Genomic DNA, 20281 nt, shown 5'->3' on the forward strand with positions numbered 1-20281 from the left:
TGGTTCGCTCGCTGACGCTCGCTCACGCTGCTCCTGACGTACGGGCTTTCTTGGCCTTCATGATCCGCCGGGTGAGTCGCACGGCGATCGCCGCGAAGAGTAGCGCGCAGCCGGTCCCGACGAACCACCAGATCACCCCGCTCACCTGCGAGGGACGGATCGGGACGGACGCATGGGCGCCCAGCGGGTTGCCCTTGGTGTCGGTGACGACGATGAGCGCGGTGTGGGTGCCGGTGTCGTGCATGCTCGCCGCGAGGTTGAAGCTCGCCTTCGAGTTGGCGTCGAGCTGGACGGGCTCGGAGGTCGCGACCCGCAGCGAGTCGTCGGTCATCGCGTCCAGCCGCACCGTGACCGGCTCGTCGAGCTCGTTGCTCAGGGTGACCTGGAACTCGCCGCCCTTCATGCTGGACAGGATCACCTTCGGCGGAACGCTCACGGTGATCGAGCTCAGCTCGGAGCTGATCTGGTCGAGTGCGTTGGCGGCAGAGTCGGTGTCGCCCTTGCGGGCGGAGTAGGACGTCGTGGTCAGGGCCTCGCTGGTGACATCGGAGGCGACCTCGTCGTTGTGGGTCAGTACGCGCTGCAGCAGCGCGCCGGCGCCGACGAGCTCCTTGGCGGTGCTGATCCGGTCGGCGGAGATCTCAGCCTTCATCTCGCGGCGCGGGTAGCGCAGCTGGTCGACCGTCACGGACTTCGCCTTGTGCCCGGTCATCGCCTCGGCCAGCGTCGAGGACGAGATCCAGCGGGCGTTCTGCCACGGGGTGACGAACGAGGCCGCCGACTGCGGAGGATGCCAGCGGTCGGGGATGACCGCCACGAGCGGCTTGCCGGAGCCCCGGCGCAGGGCGGCCTCGGCGACGATCCGCTGGCGCACCGAGATCGCGTCGATGGGGTCGTTGGGCCCCGGCCCGCCGGCGGCGGCCCCGGAGGAGGTCACGATCATCTGGTGGCCGTCGAGATCGGCGATGACCGGCGCGTTGCCGCGGAACATCCGGTCGCTGACCAGGTTGACCGCGCCCGGCTCGAGGAGGTTGACCGCGGCACGGTCGAGGTAGCCGGTCGGCGGAGCGACAGCCGAGGTCGCCTTGATGCCGAGCTCCGCGAGCACCTGGGCGGTCTGCTCGCGCGCGGTGGCGAGCAGGTCGGGGTCGCTGGTGGCGAGCGCGGACAGGTCGGGGTCGCCGTAGGGGAGCGCGAGCAGGTTGTGGCCGGCGAGCGCCTTCTCGAGGCGGCCCAGCCAGACGGTCGCGGCCTTCTGCGCGGCTTCGGCCTCCTCGTCGACCGCCGTCTCGGCCGCGGTGTCGGCGCTGCCGGTGCTGTCGGAGTCGCTCGGCAGCAGCGCGGAGGCGGACGGCGATGCGCTCTGGCTCCCGCTCTCCTCCGGGTCCTCGCCGCCCTCGTCGGTCGGGGACAGGTTGCGGGGCGGGTTGCCCTCGGCGAGGTGGCGTACGGCATCGATCAGCGCGGGGTCGATGGCCCAGGTCAGGCTGGGGATCTCCGTGCCGGTCTCGAGCAGCCGGAAGAGGCGTCCGCCGGCGCTCAGGTCGCGGATCCACCCGGGGAGGTAGTTCACGCTGCCGTCGGCGTCGTAGACCACGCTGCGGCGCAGCGGCATGACCAGCGAGACCTTCTCGGCCTTGGCCCGCTTGTTGGGCTCCTTGACCAGCGGCAGGAAGGTCCGCGCCCGGCCGTCGGCGGTGGTGGGGGTGGTCGCGCCCAGCGCGTGGACCCCGAACCAGTAGACGCCCGGCTCGGTGACGTGCAGGAGCTTGCGCGGCACCGTGAGCGACCACGAGTAGGACTCGCCGGGTGCGAGGTCGGGGATGGTCGCGTACGCCCCTTCGGTCACGATCCGCTCGCCGACCAGCGCGTCCGCGGGCAGCTTGGCCGCCTCGGCCAGCTCTTCGGAGGTGGTCATCGGCGTGTCGCCGATGAAGGGGTAGACCTTGACCCCGTTCCACTCCTCCTCGGTGGTGTTCTCGACCTTGCCGCGCACCGTGATCCGGCCCTTGGTGCGGCCGTCGAGGCTGACCGTGTCGAGCTGGTCGATGCTCACCGCCAGGGGGTCGGTCTCGACAGCCTCCTCGTCGGCCTGCGCGGGCGCCGGAAGCATCAGCAGCAGGGGTGCCAGCAGCGCCAGGACGAGTGCGGCGGTGGCTCGTCCACGTGGCCGTGGCGGCCTCGCCTGATGCTGGCGGACTGGCATGACTTCGAGAATATCTTTCCGGGGGTGCGGTCCTCGTAGACTGCGGCGTTGTGTCCGACAGCCAGCTTCCCCCGATCAGCGTCGCCGATGTTCAGCGATCGGTGACTGCTGAACTGGACCGTATCGCACCGGTGATCGACTCCCTCGGAGAGGCCTTCGCTGCAGGCGGTCACGAGCTGGCCCTGGTCGGCGGACCCGTCCGCGACGCGATGCTCGGCCGTCCCCACAACGACCTCGACTTCACCACCTCGGCGCGTCCCGAGGAGACCGAGAAGATCCTGCGTACGTGGGGTGATGCGCTGTGGGACATGGGCCGCGACTTCGGCACCATCGGCACCCGCAAGGGCCCGTGGCAGGTCGAGGTCACCACCTACCGCTCCGAGGCCTACTCGGCCGACTCCCGCAAGCCAGCCGTCGCCTATGGCACCTCGCTGGCCGACGATCTCGTACGCCGCGACTTCACCGTCAACGCGATGGCGGTGCGGCTCCCGGGCCGTGAGGTCGTCGACCTCTACGGCGGTGTCGTGGACCTGGCCACCCGGATGCTGCGGACCCCCGGGACCCCTGAGGACTCCTTCTCCGACGACCCGCTGCGGATGATGCGGGCGGCGCGGTTCGCCGCTCAGCTGGGTTTCACGGTCGCGCCCGAGGTCGTCGCCGCGATGACGGACATGGCGTCGAGAATCTCGATCATCTCCGCCGAGCGGGTCCGCGACGAGCTGGTGAAGCTGATCTGCGCCCCCTTCCCGCGCCTCGGCCTCTCGCTGCTGGTCGAGACCGGGCTGGCCGAGCTGGTGCTGCCCGAGCTGACCGCGCTGCGGATGGAGCGCGACGAGCACAACCGGCACAAGGACGTCTACGAGCACACCCTCACCGTGCTCGAGCAGTCGATCGACCAGGAGGCGCGCCTCGGCGGCGGGCCCGACTTCGTCTCGCGGTTCGCTGCCCTGATGCACGACGTCGGCAAGCCGCGCACGCGTAAGTTCCACGACGATGGGACCGTCTCGTTCCACCACCACGACGTCGTCGGCGCCAAGATGACCCGCAAGCGGATGAAGGCGCTGCGCTTCTCCAACGACGAGATCGAGGCGGTCTCGAAGCTGGTCGAGCTGCACCTGCGCTTCCACGGCTACGGCGACGGCGACTGGACCGACTCGGCGGTGCGCCGCTACGTCCGCGACGCCGGCGACCAGCTCGACCGGCTCCACGTGCTCACCCGCGCGGACTGCACCACCCGCAACCGCCGCAAGGCCGACCGCCTCGCCCGCACCTACGACGCCCTCGAGGCCCGCATCGAGCGGATCTCCGAGGAGGAGGAGCTCGCCGCCCTCCGCCCCGCGCTCGACGGCAACCAGATCATGTCGCTGCTCGGGATCGCGCCGGGTCGCGAGGTCGGGGCTGCGTACAAGTTCCTCATGGACCTGCGCCTCGACGAGGGCATCCTCTCCGAGGACGAGGCCGCCAAGCGGCTCCTCGACTGGTGGGCCGAGCGTTCCGCATAGCCCGTTCGGGCTATGTCGCTCGGCAGCGTTCGGTCCAACGTGAACCGCCCGCCGGCTCTGTTGACATCTGGGCACCTACTGTCCATCGAGCCATACTGACGGTACGGTTCCGGCTATGACGACGATCACAGATCTCGAGGCGACGACCACCATCAACACGACGCCGGCCCAGGTGTGGGCGGCGATCACCGACCTGCCGCGGATGGCTTCGTGGAGTCCGCAGGTGGTGAAGACGATCGTGTTCGGGCAGGTCAAGGAGGGGACCCGCTTCCTCAACATCAACCACCAGGGCTGGAAGCACTGGCCAACGAACGCCAAGGTCGTACGTTTCACACCGCACTCCGACTTCGCGTTCCGGATCACCGAGAACACGACGGTGTGGTCCTACCAGCTCGAGGAGACGCCGGAGGGGACCCTGGTCACCCACCGCCGTGAGACGCCGACCGGCATCTCCGCTCTCTCCCGCTCGCTGACGAACATCGCGTTCGGTGGTCAGGAGCCCTTCACCGAGGAGCTGCGTACGGGCATGGCGACGACGCTCGCCAAGCTCAAGGCCGACCTCGAGCGCTGACGCCTCGGCCTCAGGCCTTCGCCCTGGTCCAGCGGTAGACGCTGCTGGTCGAGACGCCGAGCTGCGCGGCCACGTCGGGGATGCGGGCACCGGCGTCGACGAGGAGCCGGGAGGCCTCGGCCTTGTCGTCGGGGAGATTCGCCATCAGCTCGGCGATCTCGTCGGGGAAGATGTCGGGATAGTCGATGGCCGGTTCGGGGTCGGGGATGTTCTCAGGGAACGGGATCCGGTCCAGGAGGGCGCCGTCGGCGTCGGCGGGCTTGATGGCCGTGCGGCCGTTGCTGAACTGCGGTGCCATCCCGGCTCCGGACGCCGCCTCGGCGGCGGTGCGTGCGGCGTCGGGCACCCGGCTCGAGACCCGCTGGCGGGCATCGGGGGTGGCGAGGGCCGAGGCCATCTCGCGAGTCCGGGGCTCCCGCGACGGGGTCACCTCGCGGGGCACGTCGGAGACGGCGTCGGCGGTCCGGTCGAACGGGATGTCGGCCGGCGCCTCGATGGCACGGTCGGCGCCGGGAGCGGGCGTGACGTGCGGGATCTGCTCCACCACGGGCACGCTGAGCGCCTCGTGCACGTCGGGCAGGGTGATCGGCAGCCGGTCGGCCTGGCGGGTGCCCTCGGCGACCGCGGCGAACGCGTCGACCCACTGAGTGATCTGCTCGCGCATCGCGCCCGGCGCGACGGACCGCAGCGCCACCGCCTCGGCGCGCCAGTAGCGCTTCTGCGCGCGTTCGAGCTTCCGCCGCGAGGAGGCCGTACGCTTCCGCAGCGCCGTGTCTCGAGCCCGGCGCCACTCGACCCGGGTGGCCAGGAGGGCGTGCATCCGGGCGCCCATCCGCAGGTCGGACCAGGAGCGCTCCATCGCGAGGTGGCGGTCGCCGACGAGCGCCAGGTGCCACATCAGCGCCGCCAGCAGCGGCACGATGAACCGGAACGCCGCGGCCGTGGCGGCGTGGCCGAGGTGGATCTCGTGCCAGCCGGCGAAGAACCCGGACGCGGCCGACAGCAGCCAGGTCAGGGTCAGCAGCGTCTGCGCCGGCCGGTCCTGCTGCGCCGCCTCCCGCGCCATCAGCGCGACGGTGACCAGGGAGAGCTCGAAGACCCCCGCGAAGGCGTAGGCGTTGATCGTGCCCATGGCGAGCACGTCCCGCCCGAAGCCGACCATGGCGACGTACGCAGCCGCCGTCGAGATCAGCGCGACCGAGACGGCGCCGAAGAGGATCAGGCCACGGCCGTTCGTTGCCGTGCCGTTGCCCGTCGGGGTCGGCCGGTCCGAGGTCGTGTCGTTGTCGGGACGCATCGTGGAGTCTCCGGTACCTGAGGCGGTCGATCGTTCGGGCCCCGGAGTCTAGGGGATGGAACACACGTTCGATAGTCACGTGGCTGGAGTGTTGCCGAACCGGTCCGAAATTCGGCCGCCGGGACCCGACACGCGGGGCTACAGTCCGCTCATGTCGAAGACGGCGGTGCGCCGCGTACTTTTCAGAACGTTCTGGGCGGTGATCGGGCTGGTCGTCGCGGTCAGCCTCTTCAAGCTGGCCTTCACCGGCTCGACGCAGGACGCCGACGGGGCGCCCTTGACGCCGACCGGGCAGATCCCGCCGGAGGAGGTCGTCGCCGAGAAGGGCACGATCTCCAACTCGCTCACGATCGACGGCACCATCGTGATCGACAAGCCGGTCTCGGCGACGAGCTCGGTCACCGGCGTGCTGGCGCACAAGTTCGCCGACACGGGCACCAGGGTGAAGAAGGGCGACAAGCTCTTCCAGGTGCGCGCCGAGGAGGAGGCGGCCGTGGAAGAGCCCGCCGAGGAGGAGCCCGTCGAGGAGGAGCCCGGGAAGGTCGACGACGCCACCGGCGACGGTGATCGCGACGACGCCCCGGTCGAGCAGCCGGCGCCGAAGCCGGTCTACCACTGGTACACGGTCGTCGCGCCCGCCACCGGTATCGTGGGCAACTACGCCGTCGACATGATGGCCGACGTCGCCGAGGACGGCGTGGTCGTCTCGATCCGTCCCACCACCTTCCACGCGGTCGGCGCGATCTCGCCGCTGGACCGCTACCGGCTCGCCGGCAACCCCGACCGCGCGACCGTGACCATCGAGGGCGGCCCCAAGCCGTTCACCTGCACCGACCTGGTCGTCGGCGACGCGGCGACCGAGACGATCGCCGGCGACGCACCCGAGGACGAGATGATGGAGGGGGCGCCCGGCGGCGAGGGCGAGGGCGAGTCCGGCGCGGGCGCCCGGATCAGCTGTCTGGTGCCGGAGAAGGTCACCGTCTTCGACGGCCTGGCGATGAGCATGACCATCGACGCGGGCACGAGCGACGGCGACGTCGTCACCATCCCGGTCACCGCGGTCACGGGTCTGGTCCGCGACGGCAGCGTCTGGGTCGTCGGCGAGGACGGCACCCCCACCGAGCAGCCGGTCAAGCTCGGCCTCACCGATGGCAAGCTCGTCGAGGTCACCAGCGGCCTGAAGGCAGGCGACTCGGTGCTGCGCTACGTCCCGGGCTCGAAGGAGAAGGGCGGCGGCACGGACGACGGGATGTCCGAGGAAATGCCTGCGGGGGAGATGTGAGCGCGGAGGAGCTCCTGAGGCTCACCGGCGTGGCCCGCACGGTCGAGCTCCCCGACGGCGAGGACCTGCGCATCCTGACCGGCGTCGACCTGCACGTACGCCGCGGGGACCATGTCGGCATCGTCGGCCGCTCCGGCACCGGCAAGTCGACGCTGCTGAACCTTCTCGGCCTGCTGGACCGGCCCACCGGCGGCACCCTGGAATGGGCCGGTCGCAACGTCACCGACATCAGCAGCCGCCAGGCCGCCCGGATCCGAGGCCGGGACGTCGGGTTCGTCTTCCAGCAGTTCAACCTGCTGCCGGGGCGTACGGCGCTGGAGAACGTGATGGCGCCGCTGCTCTACGCCTCGGGCAGAGAGTTCTGGCAGCGGCGCCGGATCGCCGCGACGATGCTCGACAAGGTCGGGCTCGGTGACCGGCTCGACGCGATGCCGCAGTTCCTCTCCGGTGGTGAGCAGCAGCGCATCGCCATCGCCCGCGCCCTGGTCCGCACTCCGTCGGTCGTGCTGGCCGACGAGCCGACCGGGGCGCTCGACGTCGAGACCGGTGCGATGGTGATGAGGCTGCTCGACCAGGCGACCTACGACTCCGGCGCGGCACTGATCACGATCACCCACGACCAGAACGTCGCGGCGCTGGCCCGGCGGCGGTTCCGGCTCGCCGAGGGACGGCTGCACCCGCTGACCGAGGAGGCGGTCGCGTGAGGACGGCCCTGGCGCGGATCGTCACCGGCCTGGCCGCCTCGACCGTCGAGGCGTGGCAGGAGCTGCGCATCCACAAGCTCCGGGTGCTGTTGTCGCTGGTCGGCGTGGCGGTGGCGGTCGCCTCGATCACCGCGACGGTGGCGGCCGGCCAGATCGCGAAGCAGATGTTCACCGAGTCCTACGAGACCGACGGGCGACCGGCGCACATCTCGATCATGGCCTACGACGACCGCAACGGCATGCCGCTCTCGGTCGAGCGGGTCCGGCCCGCGTTCCAGACGGTCGCGGAGCGGTTCGACGTCACGTACGCCTCCGCCCGGATCTCCGCCTACGACATCAAGGCGACCACCGCGAGCCGCAGCAAGCGGATCGAGCTGATGGGGGTCGACCCTGCGTACGCCGCCATCCACCGGGTCGTGGTGCCGCAGGGTCGCTGGCTGGAGGAGTCGGACACGGAGCGCCTCTCCCCGGCGCTGGTGGTCGACGAGACGTTCCTGAAGAAGCTCGGCCTGCAGGGCACGCCGCTGCCGGCCTCCGTGGAGCTGAACGGCCAGGGGCTGTCGGTGACCGCCACGATCGTCGGCGTGACCAGCCTGCGCGGCTACGGCACGCCGCGGGCGTTCATGCTGGCCGACTCGCTCGAGCACTGGCAGACCGGAACCCCCTCGGACGCCAGCTACGAGATGTGGGTGCCGGTCGAGGGTGCCGACGCGCTCGCCAACGAGATCGGGATGGCGATGCGCGCCGAGCTCCCCGGGCTCGCGGTCGACGCCCAGCGCGACGACTACATGGCGTGGGGCGGCGAGGACCCGATCGGCCCGGTCAAGTGGGTGATCATCGGGATCGCCGGGATCATCCTGCTGCTCGGCGCCCTGAGCCTGCTCAACATCGCACTCGTCACCATCCAGCAGCGGATCCGGGAGATCGGGATCCGGCGCAGCTTCGGCGCGACCACGGGGCGGGTGTTCTTCTCGGTGCTGATGGAGAGCGTCGTGGCCACCGTCGTCGCGGGCGTGATCGGCGTGCTCCTGGCCGTGGCCGCCGTCAAGAACCCGCTGGTGGAGAAGTACGTCCTCCAAGGCATCGACGACGTCCCGCCGTTCCCGCTCTCGGCGGCCTTCCTCGGCCTCGCCGTCGCGCTCGCCGTCGGCGCGCTCGCCGGGATCCTCCCGGCGATGATCGCCGCGCGCGTCAGGATCATCGACGCCATCCGGTTCTGACGACCTGCCCACGGACATGCGACTGCCCCGGGTGCCAGGCACCCGGGGCAGCTCAGCGGGAGAGGATCACTCGCCGCGGATGAACGCCTCCAGCTGGACGCGACCCTCGGTGTCCTCGATCTGCACCGGCGGGCTCTTCATCAGGTAGGCCGAGGCCGGGATGATCGGACCGCCGATGCCACGGTCCTTGGCGATCTTGGCCGCACGGACGGCGTCGATGATGATGCCGGCCGAGTTGGGCGAGTCCCAGACCTCGAGCTTGTACTCCAGGTTGAGCGGGACGTCACCGAACGCACGACCCTCGAGCCGGACGTACGCCCACTTGCGGTCGTCGAGCCACTGCACGTAGTCGGACGGACCGATGTGCACGTTGCGGTCGTCGATCTTGTCGGCGAGCTCGCCGCGGAGGTTCGAGGTGACCGCCTGCGTCTTCGACACCTTCTTGGACTCCAGGCGCTCGCGCTCGAGCATGTTCTTGAAGTCCATGTTGCCGCCGACGTTGAGCTGGTACGTCCGGTCCAGCGCGACGCCGCGGTCCTCGAACAGCTTCGCCATGACGCGGTGGGTGATGGTGGCACCGACCTGCGACTTGATGTCGTCACCGACGATCGGGACGCCGGCGGCCTCGAACTTCGCGGCCCACTCCGGGTCGGAGGCGATGAAGACCGGCAGCGCGTTGACGAAGGCGACGCCGGCGTCGATCGCGCACTGCGCGTAGAACTTGTCCGCCTCCTCCGAGCCCACGGGAAGGTAGGAGACGAGGACGTCGACCTCCTTCTCGCGAAGGATCGAGACCACGTCGACGGGGTCGAGGCCGGACTCGGAGATGGTCTGCTTGTAGTACTTGCCCAGGCCGTCGAGCGTGGGGCCACGCTGCACCTCGACGCCCTTGAACGGGACGTCGGCGATCTTGATGGTGTTGTTCTCGGAGGCGTTGATCGCCTCGGAGAGGTCCTTGCCGACCTTCTTGTCGTCGACGTCGAAGGCAGCGACGAACTCGACGTCAGAGACGTGGTAGTCGCCGAACGTGACGTGCATCAGGCCCGGGACACTGCCCGCCGGGTCGGCGTCCCTGTAGTACTCCACACCCTGGACCAGGGAGCTGGCGCAGTTGCCGACTCCCGCGATTGCTACACGAACCGAACCCATCGGGGCTCCTTCCAATACTTCTGGCCGGCTCACCGGCCAGAAGGTCATTTCTCGTTCTCTTGGCTGCTCTGCGCTGTGCGCGAGACGTCCGCTTCGGCGCGTACGCCATCGTCATCCCCCAGATCCCCTCGACCCGCTGCCTGCTCGTCGTTGACAGGCTTGGGGTTGCGCTCGGCATCGATCAGCGAGGAGAGCCATCGGACCTCCCGCTCGACCGACTCGACACCGTGACGCTGAAGCTCGCGGGCGTAGGAGTCGACCTCTTTCTGGGTCATGGCAAGCTCGCGTTGCACCCGGTCGAGCCGCTCCTGGAGCCGGCTGCGACGCCCTTCGAGGACGCGCAGCCTGATCTCCATGTCGGTGCGACCGAAGAACGCGAACCTGATGTCGAAGTTGTCGTCCTCCCAGGCCATCGGACCGACCTCGGACATGAGCTGGGTGAACTCACGCTCACCGGCAGCCGTCAGCTGGTAGACGATCCGCGGCCGCCGGGTGACCGGCGTGACGGCCTGCGCCACCTCCTCGATGAGGTGCTTGCGCAGCATCTTCTTCAGGGCCGGGTAGAGCGAGCCGTACGACAGCACTCGTCCCCAACCGAGCATCAGGTTGAGCCGCTTGCGCAGCTCGTAGCCATGCATAGGCGACTCGTGCAGCAGTCCGAGGACTGCCAACTCGATCGTCTCTGCGCGACGTGCCATGCGACCTATCGTACCGATATATCCACGATGGCAAATAGAGACCAAAGTCTTGTCTGATAACGCCCAGGAGCGGTGTTTCGATGCAACCGTCACCGAACTGTTGACGTCAGGTGACTTGAGGCGCGCTGGGCGTGGATGCGGGGGCGCTAGCGTCGATTGCGTACGCTGATGGCTGCCGTTCAACGACCCGAGGAGCCACCCGGGGGAAATGTCCGGCAGCGTCGCGCGTCAGGTTGATGGGATTCCCTCGGGGGGATTCAGCGACGTCGGGGGATTGTCAGTGTCAGCCCGTCCGGTCACGTGCCGGGCAGTCACAGGAGCAGTGCTACACCCGTGAGCGACCCATCCGGCGGCTTTTCTCAAAGGCCCAGCCCCCGCAGCGCCAGTCCCCGTAGATCCAATCCCGGTGGGCTGCAAGGACGACCCCAGGGCGGCCCGCGCCCACCGCAGGGTGGTCCGGCAGGCCGTCCGCCGGCGCCGCGTCGCCCGCAGGGTGCTCCGCAGGGCCAGCCCTCGGGAGGTCGCCCTCAGCCCCGTGGCCAGCGCCCGATGCCTCCCGGCGGCCCCCGTTCCGGTCAGCGGCCGCCCTACCCGGGCCCGCGTCGCCCCGGTGAGCCCCCGGTCGACCGCCTCGGTCAGCGTCCCGCCCGTCCTGAGCCGGGTGGTCCCGGTCGCCCGCCGCGTGACCCCAAGGCCGCCTTCGGCGCGGCGCTGGACCGGTTCAACGACCCGGAGATGGACAAGAAGGGCCTCGCCGTCCGGATCGCCAAGATCGCGGCGATCTTCGTCCTGGTGATGGCGCTCATCGGCAGTGCCGCGGTGATCGTCTCCTACAACATGATCTCGATCCCGAGTGCCAACGCGGCGTTCCAGGCGGAGTCGAGCTTCGTCTACTACGCCGGCGGCAAGAAGGAGCTCGGCCGGTTCCAGGCGGGCGACCAGAACCGTGACGCGCTGCGCCCGGACGAGATGCCCGCGCTCGTGAAGGACGCAGCCGTGGCCGCCGAGGACCGCAGCTTCTACGAGAACAACGGCATCGACCTCAAGGGCATCGCCCGCACGCTCTTCTCCAACGCCACCACCGGCAGCCAGGGCGGCGCGTCGACGATCACCCAGCAGTACGTCAAGAACCTCTACCTGACCCAGGAGCGCACCTACACGCGCAAGGTCAAGGAAGCGGTCATCTCGCTCAAGATCAGCCGGCAGCAGTCGAAGGACGAGATCCTCACCGGCTACCTCAACACCGTCTACTTCGGGCGTGGCGCCTACGGAGTCCAGGCTGCGGCGAAGACCTACTTCCGCAAGTCGGCCCAGGACCTCGACATCAGGGAAGCCGCGGCGCTCACCGCGATCCTCAACAACCCGAACGGCTTCGACCCCGAGAAGGCCGGCGCCGACTCCGGCGGCACCGAGCTGTTGGGCCGCTACCAGTACGTCCTCAACGGCATGGCCGAGCTCAAGAGCCAGGGCAAGGCGCTCAGCGAGTACGACGAGGCCACCCTGGAGAAGGCGAAGGAGGCGCTGCCGAAGTTCCCCAAGCCAAAGGCCGACAGCCGCCTCGGCGGCCAGAAGGGCCACGCGCTCACCCTGGTGAAGAACGAGCTGAAGTCCCTCAAGAACGAGAACGGCGAGCCGCTCTTCACCGAGGAGGAGATCGACAGCAAGGGGCTGAAGGTCACCACCACGCTCAGCGCGAAGGCGATGAAGGCCGCGGAGCAGGCCGTCAAGGACGTACGTCCCGACGACAAGAAGGCGGTCAGCGAGAAGCACCCGGAGAACGAGCTGCACGTCGGTGCTGCGACGGTCGATGTGAAGACCGGCGCTCTCAAGGGCTTCTACGGCGGCCAGGACTACCTCGACTCCCAGATCAACTGGGCGGCCTCGGGCGGTATGGCCGGATCGACGATGAAGCCGTTCACCCTCGCCGCGGCTCTCGAGGCGGGCTACTCGCTCAAGGACACCTGGACCGGTGAGGGTGGTCTGGAGATCCCCGGCACCGACCGCGTGGTCCGCAACTCGGGCCAGAGCGACGCGGACCCGACCGGTCACGGCTACGGCGAGCACATCACCGGCATCAAGGCGATGGAGGAGTCGGTCAACACCTCCTTCGTCCAGATGTCGACCGCGCTGCCCAACGGCAGCGAGGACGTCTACGACATGGCGGTCAAGGCCGGCCTGCCGCCGGACGAGCAGCACGCCGAGAACGCGCCGGCCGACTACCGCTCGATCCCGGCCTACTCGATCGACTTCGACCCGAAGAACTACCTGCTCACCCTGGGGCGTCAGGCGATCAGCCCGATCAACATGGCCAACGCCTACGCGACCATCGCCAACGGCGGCGTACGCAACACCGTGCACCTCGTCTCGAAGGTGGTCGACGCGGATGGCGAGGTCGTCTACGAGTGGAACCAGCGCGACGGCGAGGAGCGGGCGATGTCCGAGGACGCCGCCGACGACACCTCCTACGCCCTGCAGCAGGTCGTCAAGAACGGCACCGGCAGGACGGCCGGCGTGATCAACCAGCCGGCCGCCGGCAAGACCGGCACCGCGACCAACGCGAACGACGACGTCTCCTCCGCGTGGTTCGCCGGCTACACGCCGCAGCTGTCCACGGCCGTCATGTACGTCCGCGGCAAGGGCTCCGGCAAGCTGGACGGCTGGCTGGACTCCTACTTCGGAGCCGGCTACCCCGCCGAGACGTGGGCCCAGATCATGGGCACGCTGACCGACGACCTCGACATCGAGGAGTTCCCGGAGCCGGCCTGGATGGACGGCGTGGCCCCGCAGGACGGTCACGAGCCGTCGCTGACGGCCACCCCGGAGCCGACCCCGACCCCGTCGAAGGACTGCTCCCGGAAGGACGAGCGCAAGGGCCTCTGCATCCCGATCGAGGAGCCCACGCCCAGCATGTCGCCCAGCGACGGGGCGACCGACGGTCAGCCCGGCGGGGGCACGACCCCCGACGAGTCGGAGTCGACGGAGCCCGAGGTCACCGAGACCGCCTGCGACTGGTTCGGCGACTGTGAATCGTCCTCGCCACCCGCTGACGGCAATAATGGCGGCGGCAACAACGACGGCGGCACCGCGGAGGGCACCACTCAGTGACGGATGGTCCAGTGACCGCCCCGACGGCGGAGGATCCGGTCGTCAGGACCGCCTCCGCCGCGGTCGGCGGTCCTCTCGGGCGACTCGCACACGGCCGACGGCGCTGGTTCAGCGCGGTCGGCCTGTTGCTGCTCCTGACCTCGCTCACGTTCGCGATCGGGATGGTCTCCAAGCAGACCTGCTACAACGCCACCTGGACCAACGGCGAGAGCAGATACACCCACTTCTGCTACTCCGACCTGCCCTATCTCTACGTCGACCGCGGCCTGGCCGAGCACGAGTGGCCCTACTCCTCCGACCCGGAGGTCCGGGCGCGCTACCAGCAGGTGATGGAGTACCCGGTCGGCATCTCCTACTACGCCTGGGCGACCTCGCACGTCACCGACTGGCTGGCCGACACCCCCGACGAGGACGAGCGTCACCTCGTGGAGACCTCCAGCTTCTGGGGTCTGCCGGGCATGCACCACGAGATCCGGGTCTTCATCATCGTCAACGTGATCGGCTTCGCGGTCACGGCTCTGCTCTCGGCCTGGTTCCTGGCGCGTACGCATCGCCGAAGGCCCTGGGACGCGGCCGCGTTCGCGCTCGCCCCCGTGCTGGCGGCGACCGGGATCATCAACTGGGACATGCTGGCCGTGGTCTTCGTGGCCGGTGCGCTGTGGGCGTGGTCGCGGGACCGGCCGCTGCTGACCGGCGTACTGATCGGGCTCGGCTGCGCGACCAAGCTCTATCCGCTCTTCCTGCTCGGCGGGCTGATCGTCATCTGCATCCGGCGCCGCCGCTACTACGACCTGGCGGTCGCCGCCCTGGCCACGGTCCTCGCGTGGGTGCTGGCCAACCTGCCCGCGATGGCGACCGGCCTGGAGGAGTGGAAGGTCTTCTGGAGCTTCAACTCCGAGCGCGGTCCCGACCTCGGCTCGCTGTGGCTCGTCGTCCAGCAGGCCAGCGACGCGGCGATCTCGGCACAGACGGTCAACCTCGTCTCCTGGGCCTTCTTCATCGCCTGGTGCAGCGGCGTACTCATCATCGGGCTGACCGCCCGCGAGACACCGCGCCTGGCGCAGCTCGGCTTCCTGATCGTCGCCGGCTTCCTGCTGGTCAACAAGGTCTACTCACCGCAGTACGTCCTGTGGCTGCTGCCGCTGGCGGTCCTCGCCGTGCCGCGCTGGCGGGACCAGCTCATCTGGCAGGCCGGTGAGCTCTTCTACTTCGTCGCGGTGTGGTGGTATCTCGCCGACATCCTGGCCAGCAGCGGCGGTGACCAGCCGGTCTACTGGTTCGCGATCCTCGTCCGCGTCGCCGCCGAGATCTATCTGATCGCGGTCGTCGTCCGGGAGATCTACGAGCCGTGGCGCGACCCGGTGCGGTGGACCGAGGCGACGATCGAGGCCGAGGAGGCTCAGGAGTCCAGGATGATCTCGTCGAACGAGGTCGCGGTGTAGCGCACCCGCACCTCGAGCTCCTCGCCGACCTCGGGCACGCGCGCGCCGGAGGGAAGCATGAGCATCGACTCCTGCATGTGCGGCGGCTCGGCGAACCAGAGAGCCTTGCCGTCGAGCGTGTAGGGAGAGCGCGACTGACCCATGGCATCGAGTCCACCGCGGGCGACCGCGAGGGCGCGCGAGCGCAGGTGGGTGTCGCCCAGCGGCGCCTCGAGGCCGATCCCGTGGGCGGTGCCGCCGGAGGCGACCACCAGGTGACCGGCGCGCATGGCCGTGCGGCCGCGGTAGCCGTAGGAGTAACCCCGCTCCAGCGGGTGCACGTCCTCGACGGTCGCGGTCACGTGGAGCGCGCCGCGGTCACCGAGCCACAGGGCGGTGCCGACCCGGGGGCGGAAGATGATGTCGCCGTAGGAGGCGCGCAGCTGGGCCAGCTCGTTGGCGCTCAGGTGGGAGACCCACACCGTCTTCGCCTCGGCGCCGACGACGGCGTCCATCTGGGCGCGTACCTCGGCCAGCGACCCGCCGTCGAGGCCGAAGTGCATGGTGACGCCCTCGAAGCGAGCGTGCTCGCGGGCGATGGACGCGGTCGGCCACAGGTCGCTCGGCGTCATCCCGTGGCGGCGCATCGAGGTGACCAGCTCGAGGATCACCCTCGCGTTGGGCTGACGCTCCAGCAGGAGCGGCAGGTCCTCGGGGCGGCTGATCGTGTGGATGATCCGGTCGGCGATCTCCGGGTTGATCTCGGGAGAGTAGGGACGCCACGGGGTGAGGACGTAGATCGACCCGCTGAACCGGGTCGCGACCTCCCACACCTCGTTGTAGGTGCCCACCGCGAGCGTGTCGACGCCGGTGCCGAGGCTGGTGAGCCACTCGGTCTGGTGGGCGAGCTTGCGGAGGGTGAGGCCGTAGCCGTTGCCCTTGGCGACCGGGACCAGGCCGGGCGTCGCCTCGGCGAAGGTCTGGACGTGCTTGCGCCAGCGATCGGCGTCAACTGTCAGTTTCAGCGGCATACGGAGATCAGCGCCTCTTCATGTAGACATCGAAGGCCGTGTAGATCGGCTTGTTCAGCGGCAGGTCCCACTCGCCGGCGTACTCCACCGCCTGGCCACCGGTGCCGACCTTGAACTGGATCAGCCCCACGTGGGAGTCGTCGGTGGAGAGCGTCGGGGTGATGCCGCGCAGGTCGTAGGTGGTCGCGCCCGCGGCCATCGCGTCCTGGATCATCGCCCACTGGAGGGCGTTGGAGCCACGTACGTCTCGCTTCTCGGTCGAGGAGGCGCCGTAGGAGTACCAGGCGTGCTGCCCGACACGGACCATGATCGTGGCGGCGACCAGATCGCCCTCGTGCCGCGCCAGGAAGAGCTTGATGCGCTCCGGGTCCTCGGTCGACATCGCCCAGAACATGGTGCTGAAGTAGCTCCGCTGCCGGGGAGTGAAGTGGTCGCGCGCCGCGGTGTGGACGTAGAGATCGTGGAAGGCGCTCAGGTCGCCCTCGAAGTCGCCGTCCGCCGGGTCGACCGGGGTCGCGACGGAGACCTCGACGCCCATCTTGGCCGCCTTCTTGATGTTGCGGCGCCAGAGCTGGTTCATCCCCTTGAGGACCTCGTCCTCGGTCTTGGGGGTGCCGTCCTCGTGAGCCAGCGGGATGACGAAGTTGTACTGCGGCTGCCCCGCCCCGAAGCCGTCCTCGGGTGACTGCAGCCGCCAGCCAGCGGCCCGCAGCTGCGAGACCACGCGCGCGCCGGTGGCGTCGCGGTGGGTCGGGGTGAGCTGGTTGAGTCGCTGGACGGTGTCGTCAGCGATGCCGTCCTTGACCTGCGCCGCGCTCCAGGTCGCGGTCGTGACCGGCGGGCCGATCCGGATGCCGAAGGCGCCGTTCTTCTTCAGGTACGCCGCCAGCGGCTCCAGCCACGGAGCCAGGTCACCCGACCAGTCGATGCTCGGACCCTCGGGCAGGTAGGCGAGCGTGAACCGCTCCAGCTTCGGCACCGGCCGGTGCAGCACCAGCGCGGCGCCGACGAGGGCGCCGCCCTGCAGGCTGTCGAACCAGCCCACCGACTCCGAGCGCCACTCGGTCTTGACCCGCGCCCACGACGGGGTCTGGAGGAAGCTCACGCTGGGTTGCTTCTCGATGAAGGCGAGATGCTCCGCAGCGGTGATGGGGCGCACGGTGAGACTCACCCGCAGAAGGCTACCCGCTCCGGCGACGGGGCCGAATCCCGGTGCTCGAGCTTCTCGGGACCGCTGTCCGTGACCGTCTCACCGACCCCCAATGTGAGGACAATCGTCCCGCTCCCTAGTGAGTCGGAGCCGCTGAGACGCTATTGTCAGCGACCAGATGTATCACGGCTTGGGGCCCGGGCCTCCTTGGAGCCGTGACAGCAACTATGACCACCACGATGACGCGTCCGCGTGTCGTCTGGCCCCCCATCGGCTCGCCGCCGAACCGGAGGCCGCCGGTCGAGGAGGGGACTGTGACACGGGTACGACGCGGGATCGGTCATGCCGACGCACCCGCGACCGTGTGGTCCCGGGCGACGGCCGACTTCGACCGCTGGCTCAGCGGTGACTCCGCCGCCCTCGACGAGCTGGTCGCGACGATGACCCCGATCCTGTGGCAGGTCGCGCGCTCCTACCGGCTCACCCAGGAGCAGGCCGAGGACGTCGTCCAGACGACCTGGCTCACCTTCGTACGCAAGCACTCCTCGATCCTCGACACCGCCGCCGTCGGTGCCTGGCTCACCCTGACCACGCGCCGCGAGGCCTGGCGGGTCGCGAAGCGGTCCGGGCGTGACGTACCTGTGGAGGACGAGGCGCTCGAGTCCCGCGTCCCGACCCAGCGCTCGGCCGAGTCCCTGGTCGTCGAGGGCGACCGCAACTCGCTCATCTGGGCGGCCGTGGAGGGCTTGCCCGAGCGGTGTCGCCGGTTGCTGCGCGTGGTCGCCTTCTCCGACCGGCCGGACTACGCCGGTCTGGCCGAAGAGCTCGAGATGCCCATCGGCAGCATCGGCCCCACCCGCGGCCGCTGTCTCGGGAAGCTGCGGGACGCACTGCGCGAAGAGGGGGTGTCGTGATGGGTCGCTCGGAGGAGCCCACACGCGAGGAGCTGTTGGGTCTGGTTCGACAGGCGTACGTCGCCGGTGATCCCGTCCCGGGCGGCCTGATCTCCCGGATGCAGGCGGCCGCCGCCGGCGCCGCCGAGGAGTCCGGTCTCGGGCTCGATCTGGAGCTGATGCTCCTGGTGGAGTCGTCGTCCGAGGCCGCCGGGGTGCGCTCCACGGCCCCCGCGTCCGCCCGCTCCGCCTACACCCTGCGCTTCGCGCAGTCCGGAGTCGACGTTCTCGTCCGTGTCGCCTCCGACACCGACACCACGGCCCGCCTCGACGGCTGGGTCGTCCCCGGTTCACCCATGACCGTCCGCGCCATCCGCGCCGACGAAGTCCGTACGCCGATCGTCGCTGTCACCCTCGGCGCCTCGGGCCGCTTCGAGCTCACCTCGCTGCCTGCCGGGCTCATCCGGCTCCGCTTCGAGCCCGCCGACGGCTCCGCCGCCTTCCTGACCCCCACGTTCGAGATCTGATCCAGGAGACAACATGGTCCAGCGCCCCACAAGGCGAGCAGTCAACCGTCGAGTGCTCGACCCCAGATCGGCGGTGACTGTCGGTGATTCCACGATCAAGGGCGGCACGATCTACGCGGGAGATCGACTGCTGATCGCTGAACTCGACGGTTACGACGACCGGATGGAATGCCTTACCGAGCAGGCCACGTCGTTGGGGTGGACGGTAGTGCGAGAGGAGTTGACCCCGGGCCTGAGTGTGGTACTGGTCGGGGGAGCCGAAAGCGTTGTTTCTTCCCCTCCGGATGCGTGGGTCCTGCTCCAGCATGCGCGCGCTGCGCATGGCAAGGACTTGCCGGGGGTGGCGCTCGACCACATGATCCCGGCGCCGGGAATCCAGGGGAACCCGGTCGAGATCTCGCATCCTGTCGAAATCTCGCACCCCGTGGAGATCTCTCACCCGGTCGAGATCTCTCACCCGGTGGAGATCTCCCACCCGGCTTCCACCTATGGGATCCCTGGTGCCGGGGGGCGTCAGCCGGTGGCGATCCTGGGAGACGCGCCCCGGCGCAGAGACAAGGTTCCTGGCCGACGCCCCGTCGTGGCGATCCTTGATACCGGCGTCGGTTCCCACCCGTGGCTCGATGACGTTGTTGAGCACGAAGTTCGGGATGTCGACGGGCGCCGGATCGGATACGCAAGGGAGCGAGACTACGCGCCGGGCGACGACGCACCGAAGGACATCGACGGGCTACTCAACAGGCTCGAGGGCCACGGCACGTTCATCGCGGGGATCGTTCGCCAGGTCTGTCCAGACGCGGAGATCCTTTCGTGGCGCAGCGTGCCGCTTGAGGGTGCCGTGCGCGAGAGCGACTGGATCACGTCGATATACCAGATCGCCGGCCTTGTTCGCCGCGCGGTTGAAGATGCAGAGGCTGGTCGGACGGCATCCAAGGGTCATCTCATCGACGTTCTCAATCTGTCGATGGGCTACTACCACGAGAACGATGCGGACCGTCTGTTCGACTCCGTGCTCAAGCCTGTGATCGACGAGCTCGGATCGCTCGGCGTGGCTGTCGTGTGTTCTGTCGGAAATGATGCGAGTCGACGACCGAGCTTCCCGGCCGCCTTCGCGCCATGGCGCGGAACGCATGCTGACCCGGACGTCGTCCCGGTCGTTTCTGTTGGGGCGCTGAATCCGGATCAGAAGACTGCCGCTTACTTCTCCAACATGGGGCCGTGGGTCCGCGCGTGGGCGCCCGGCGGAGCGGTCGTGAGCACGATGCCGCCGATCGACGGAAGCCTGCAGCCGATGGCCGAGGACGTCGCAGACGGTATCCGGCGCGCATGTATTGATCCCGACGACTTCACCGGTCAGTTCGCGGTCTGGAGTGGTACGTCGTTTGCCGCGCCATGGATGGCGGCACGGATCGCCGACGGGATCGGAGCCGCCATAGAGACTGGTGGGGCGGATGACCGTCGTGTGGCTCGTGTCAAGCGTGGCTGGGAAGTTGTCAGTGGCCTGACATCGATTGTCCAATGAACC

16 protein-coding genes are annotated in these 20281 nt (G+C 69.3%); 10 read left to right on the forward strand and 6 right to left on the reverse strand.

What is annotated here, in order from left to right:
- Positions 1 to 22 precede the first annotated feature (22 nt).
- Positions 23 to 2206 (reverse strand): DUF6049 family protein, encoded by a 2184-nt coding sequence (locus HD557_RS26780; RefSeq protein WP_008355494.1) that lies wholly within the window; start codon positions 2204 to 2206, stop codon positions 23 to 25.
- Positions 2207 to 2280: 74 nt separating this feature from the next.
- On the opposite strand from HD557_RS26780, the gene HD557_RS26785 reads away from it, so the two are divergent.
- Together HD557_RS26785 and HD557_RS26790 are read left to right on the forward strand one after the other, a co-directional pair.
- Positions 2281 to 3708 carry a CCA tRNA nucleotidyltransferase gene (locus HD557_RS26785; protein WP_307785749.1) on the forward strand — a complete coding sequence of 476 codons (1428 nt, stop codon included), beginning with the start codon at positions 2281 to 2283 and terminating at the stop codon, positions 3706 to 3708.
- 115 nt (positions 3709 to 3823) lie between these two features.
- A complete protein-coding gene (locus tag HD557_RS26790) occupies positions 3824 to 4279 on the forward strand; it encodes an SRPBCC family protein (RefSeq protein WP_008355491.1) in 456 nt (151 codons plus the stop codon).
- A gap of 10 nt (positions 4280 to 4289) precedes the next feature.
- On the opposite strand, the gene HD557_RS26795 is transcribed toward HD557_RS26790, so the two are convergent.
- Positions 4290 to 5576, reverse strand: a complete 1287-nt coding sequence (locus tag HD557_RS26795) for a helix-turn-helix domain-containing protein (RefSeq protein ID WP_196876103.1) — start codon at positions 5574 to 5576, stop codon at positions 4290 to 4292.
- A gap of 151 nt (positions 5577 to 5727) precedes the next feature.
- On the opposite strand from HD557_RS26795, the gene HD557_RS26800 reads away from it, so the two are divergent.
- Genes HD557_RS26800 through HD557_RS26810 form a run of 3 tightly spaced genes read left to right on the forward strand, consistent with a single transcriptional unit; the run spans position 5728 to position 8782 of the window.
- On the forward strand, positions 5728 to 6858 hold the full coding sequence (locus HD557_RS26800; protein ID WP_196876104.1) for an efflux RND transporter periplasmic adaptor subunit: 1131 nt from the start codon (positions 5728 to 5730) through the stop codon (positions 6856 to 6858).
- The gene (locus HD557_RS26805; protein ID WP_307785719.1) at positions 6855 to 7562 is read left to right on the forward strand and encodes an ABC transporter ATP-binding protein; all 708 of its coding nucleotides are present in this window, start codon (positions 6855 to 6857) and stop codon (positions 7560 to 7562) included. Before HD557_RS26800 ends, HD557_RS26805 begins: the two co-directional genes overlap by 4 nt.
- On the forward strand, positions 7559 to 8782 hold the full coding sequence (locus HD557_RS26810; RefSeq protein ID WP_008355482.1) for an ABC transporter permease: 1224 nt from the start codon (positions 7559 to 7561) through the stop codon (positions 8780 to 8782). Before HD557_RS26805 ends, HD557_RS26810 begins: the two co-directional genes overlap by 4 nt.
- 66 nt (positions 8783 to 8848) lie before the next feature.
- Here HD557_RS26810 and HD557_RS26815 read toward each other — a convergent pair whose 3' ends face one another.
- Entirely contained in the window at positions 8849 to 9931 is a 1083-nt protein-coding gene (locus HD557_RS26815; RefSeq protein ID WP_196876105.1) for an inositol-3-phosphate synthase, read from the reverse strand.
- Positions 9932 to 9975: 44 nt separating this feature from the next.
- Complete coding sequence (locus HD557_RS26820) at positions 9976 to 10629, reverse strand: PadR family transcriptional regulator (protein WP_008355479.1); 654 nt, start codon at positions 10627 to 10629, stop codon at positions 9976 to 9978.
- Positions 10630 to 11178: 549 nt separating this feature from the next.
- Here HD557_RS26820 and HD557_RS26825 point away from each other — a divergent pair.
- Complete coding sequence (locus tag HD557_RS26825) at positions 11179 to 13734, forward strand: transglycosylase domain-containing protein (RefSeq protein WP_196876106.1); 2556 nt, start codon at positions 11179 to 11181, stop codon at positions 13732 to 13734.
- Between the two features lie 11 nt (positions 13735 to 13745).
- On the forward strand, positions 13746 to 15176 hold the full coding sequence (locus HD557_RS26830; protein ID WP_307785720.1) for a glycosyltransferase family 87 protein: 1431 nt from the start codon (positions 13746 to 13748) through the stop codon (positions 15174 to 15176).
- Here HD557_RS26830 and HD557_RS26835 read toward each other — a convergent pair.
- Both HD557_RS26835 and HD557_RS26840 read right to left on the reverse strand, forming a co-directional pair.
- Positions 15134 to 16186, reverse strand: coding sequence for an alanine racemase (locus tag HD557_RS26835; RefSeq protein ID WP_008355472.1), 1053 nt, complete (start codon positions 16184 to 16186; stop codon positions 15134 to 15136). The two genes, HD557_RS26830 and HD557_RS26835, sit on opposite strands and share 43 nt — an antisense overlap.
- A gap of 7 nt (positions 16187 to 16193) precedes the next feature.
- Positions 16194 to 17357 (reverse strand): lipid II:glycine glycyltransferase FemX, encoded by a 1164-nt coding sequence (locus HD557_RS26840; protein ID WP_196876114.1) that lies wholly within the window; start codon positions 17355 to 17357, stop codon positions 16194 to 16196.
- A gap of 293 nt (positions 17358 to 17650) precedes the next feature.
- Between HD557_RS26840 and HD557_RS26845 the strand changes: the two genes are divergently transcribed.
- Genes HD557_RS26845 through HD557_RS26855 form a run of 3 tightly spaced genes read left to right on the forward strand, consistent with a single transcriptional unit; the run spans position 17651 to position 20278 of the window.
- Positions 17651 to 18250 carry an RNA polymerase sigma factor gene (locus tag HD557_RS26845; protein ID WP_008355468.1) on the forward strand — a complete coding sequence of 200 codons (600 nt, stop codon included), beginning with the start codon at positions 17651 to 17653 and terminating at the stop codon, positions 18248 to 18250.
- The gene (locus tag HD557_RS26850) at positions 18250 to 18756 is read left to right on the forward strand and encodes a hypothetical protein (RefSeq protein WP_008355466.1); all 507 of its coding nucleotides are present in this window, start codon (positions 18250 to 18252) and stop codon (positions 18754 to 18756) included. The genes HD557_RS26845 and HD557_RS26850 overlap by 1 nt, the downstream gene beginning before the upstream one ends.
- A 13-nt stretch (positions 18757 to 18769) precedes the next feature.
- The gene (locus HD557_RS26855; protein WP_008355464.1) at positions 18770 to 20278 is read left to right on the forward strand and encodes a S8 family peptidase; all 1509 of its coding nucleotides are present in this window, start codon (positions 18770 to 18772) and stop codon (positions 20276 to 20278) included.
- The last annotated feature ends 3 nt before the right edge of the window (positions 20279 to 20281 follow it).

It is taken from the genome of Nocardioides luteus (assembly GCF_015752315.1).
Classification (GTDB): domain Bacteria; phylum Actinomycetota; class Actinomycetes; order Propionibacteriales; family Nocardioidaceae; genus Nocardioides.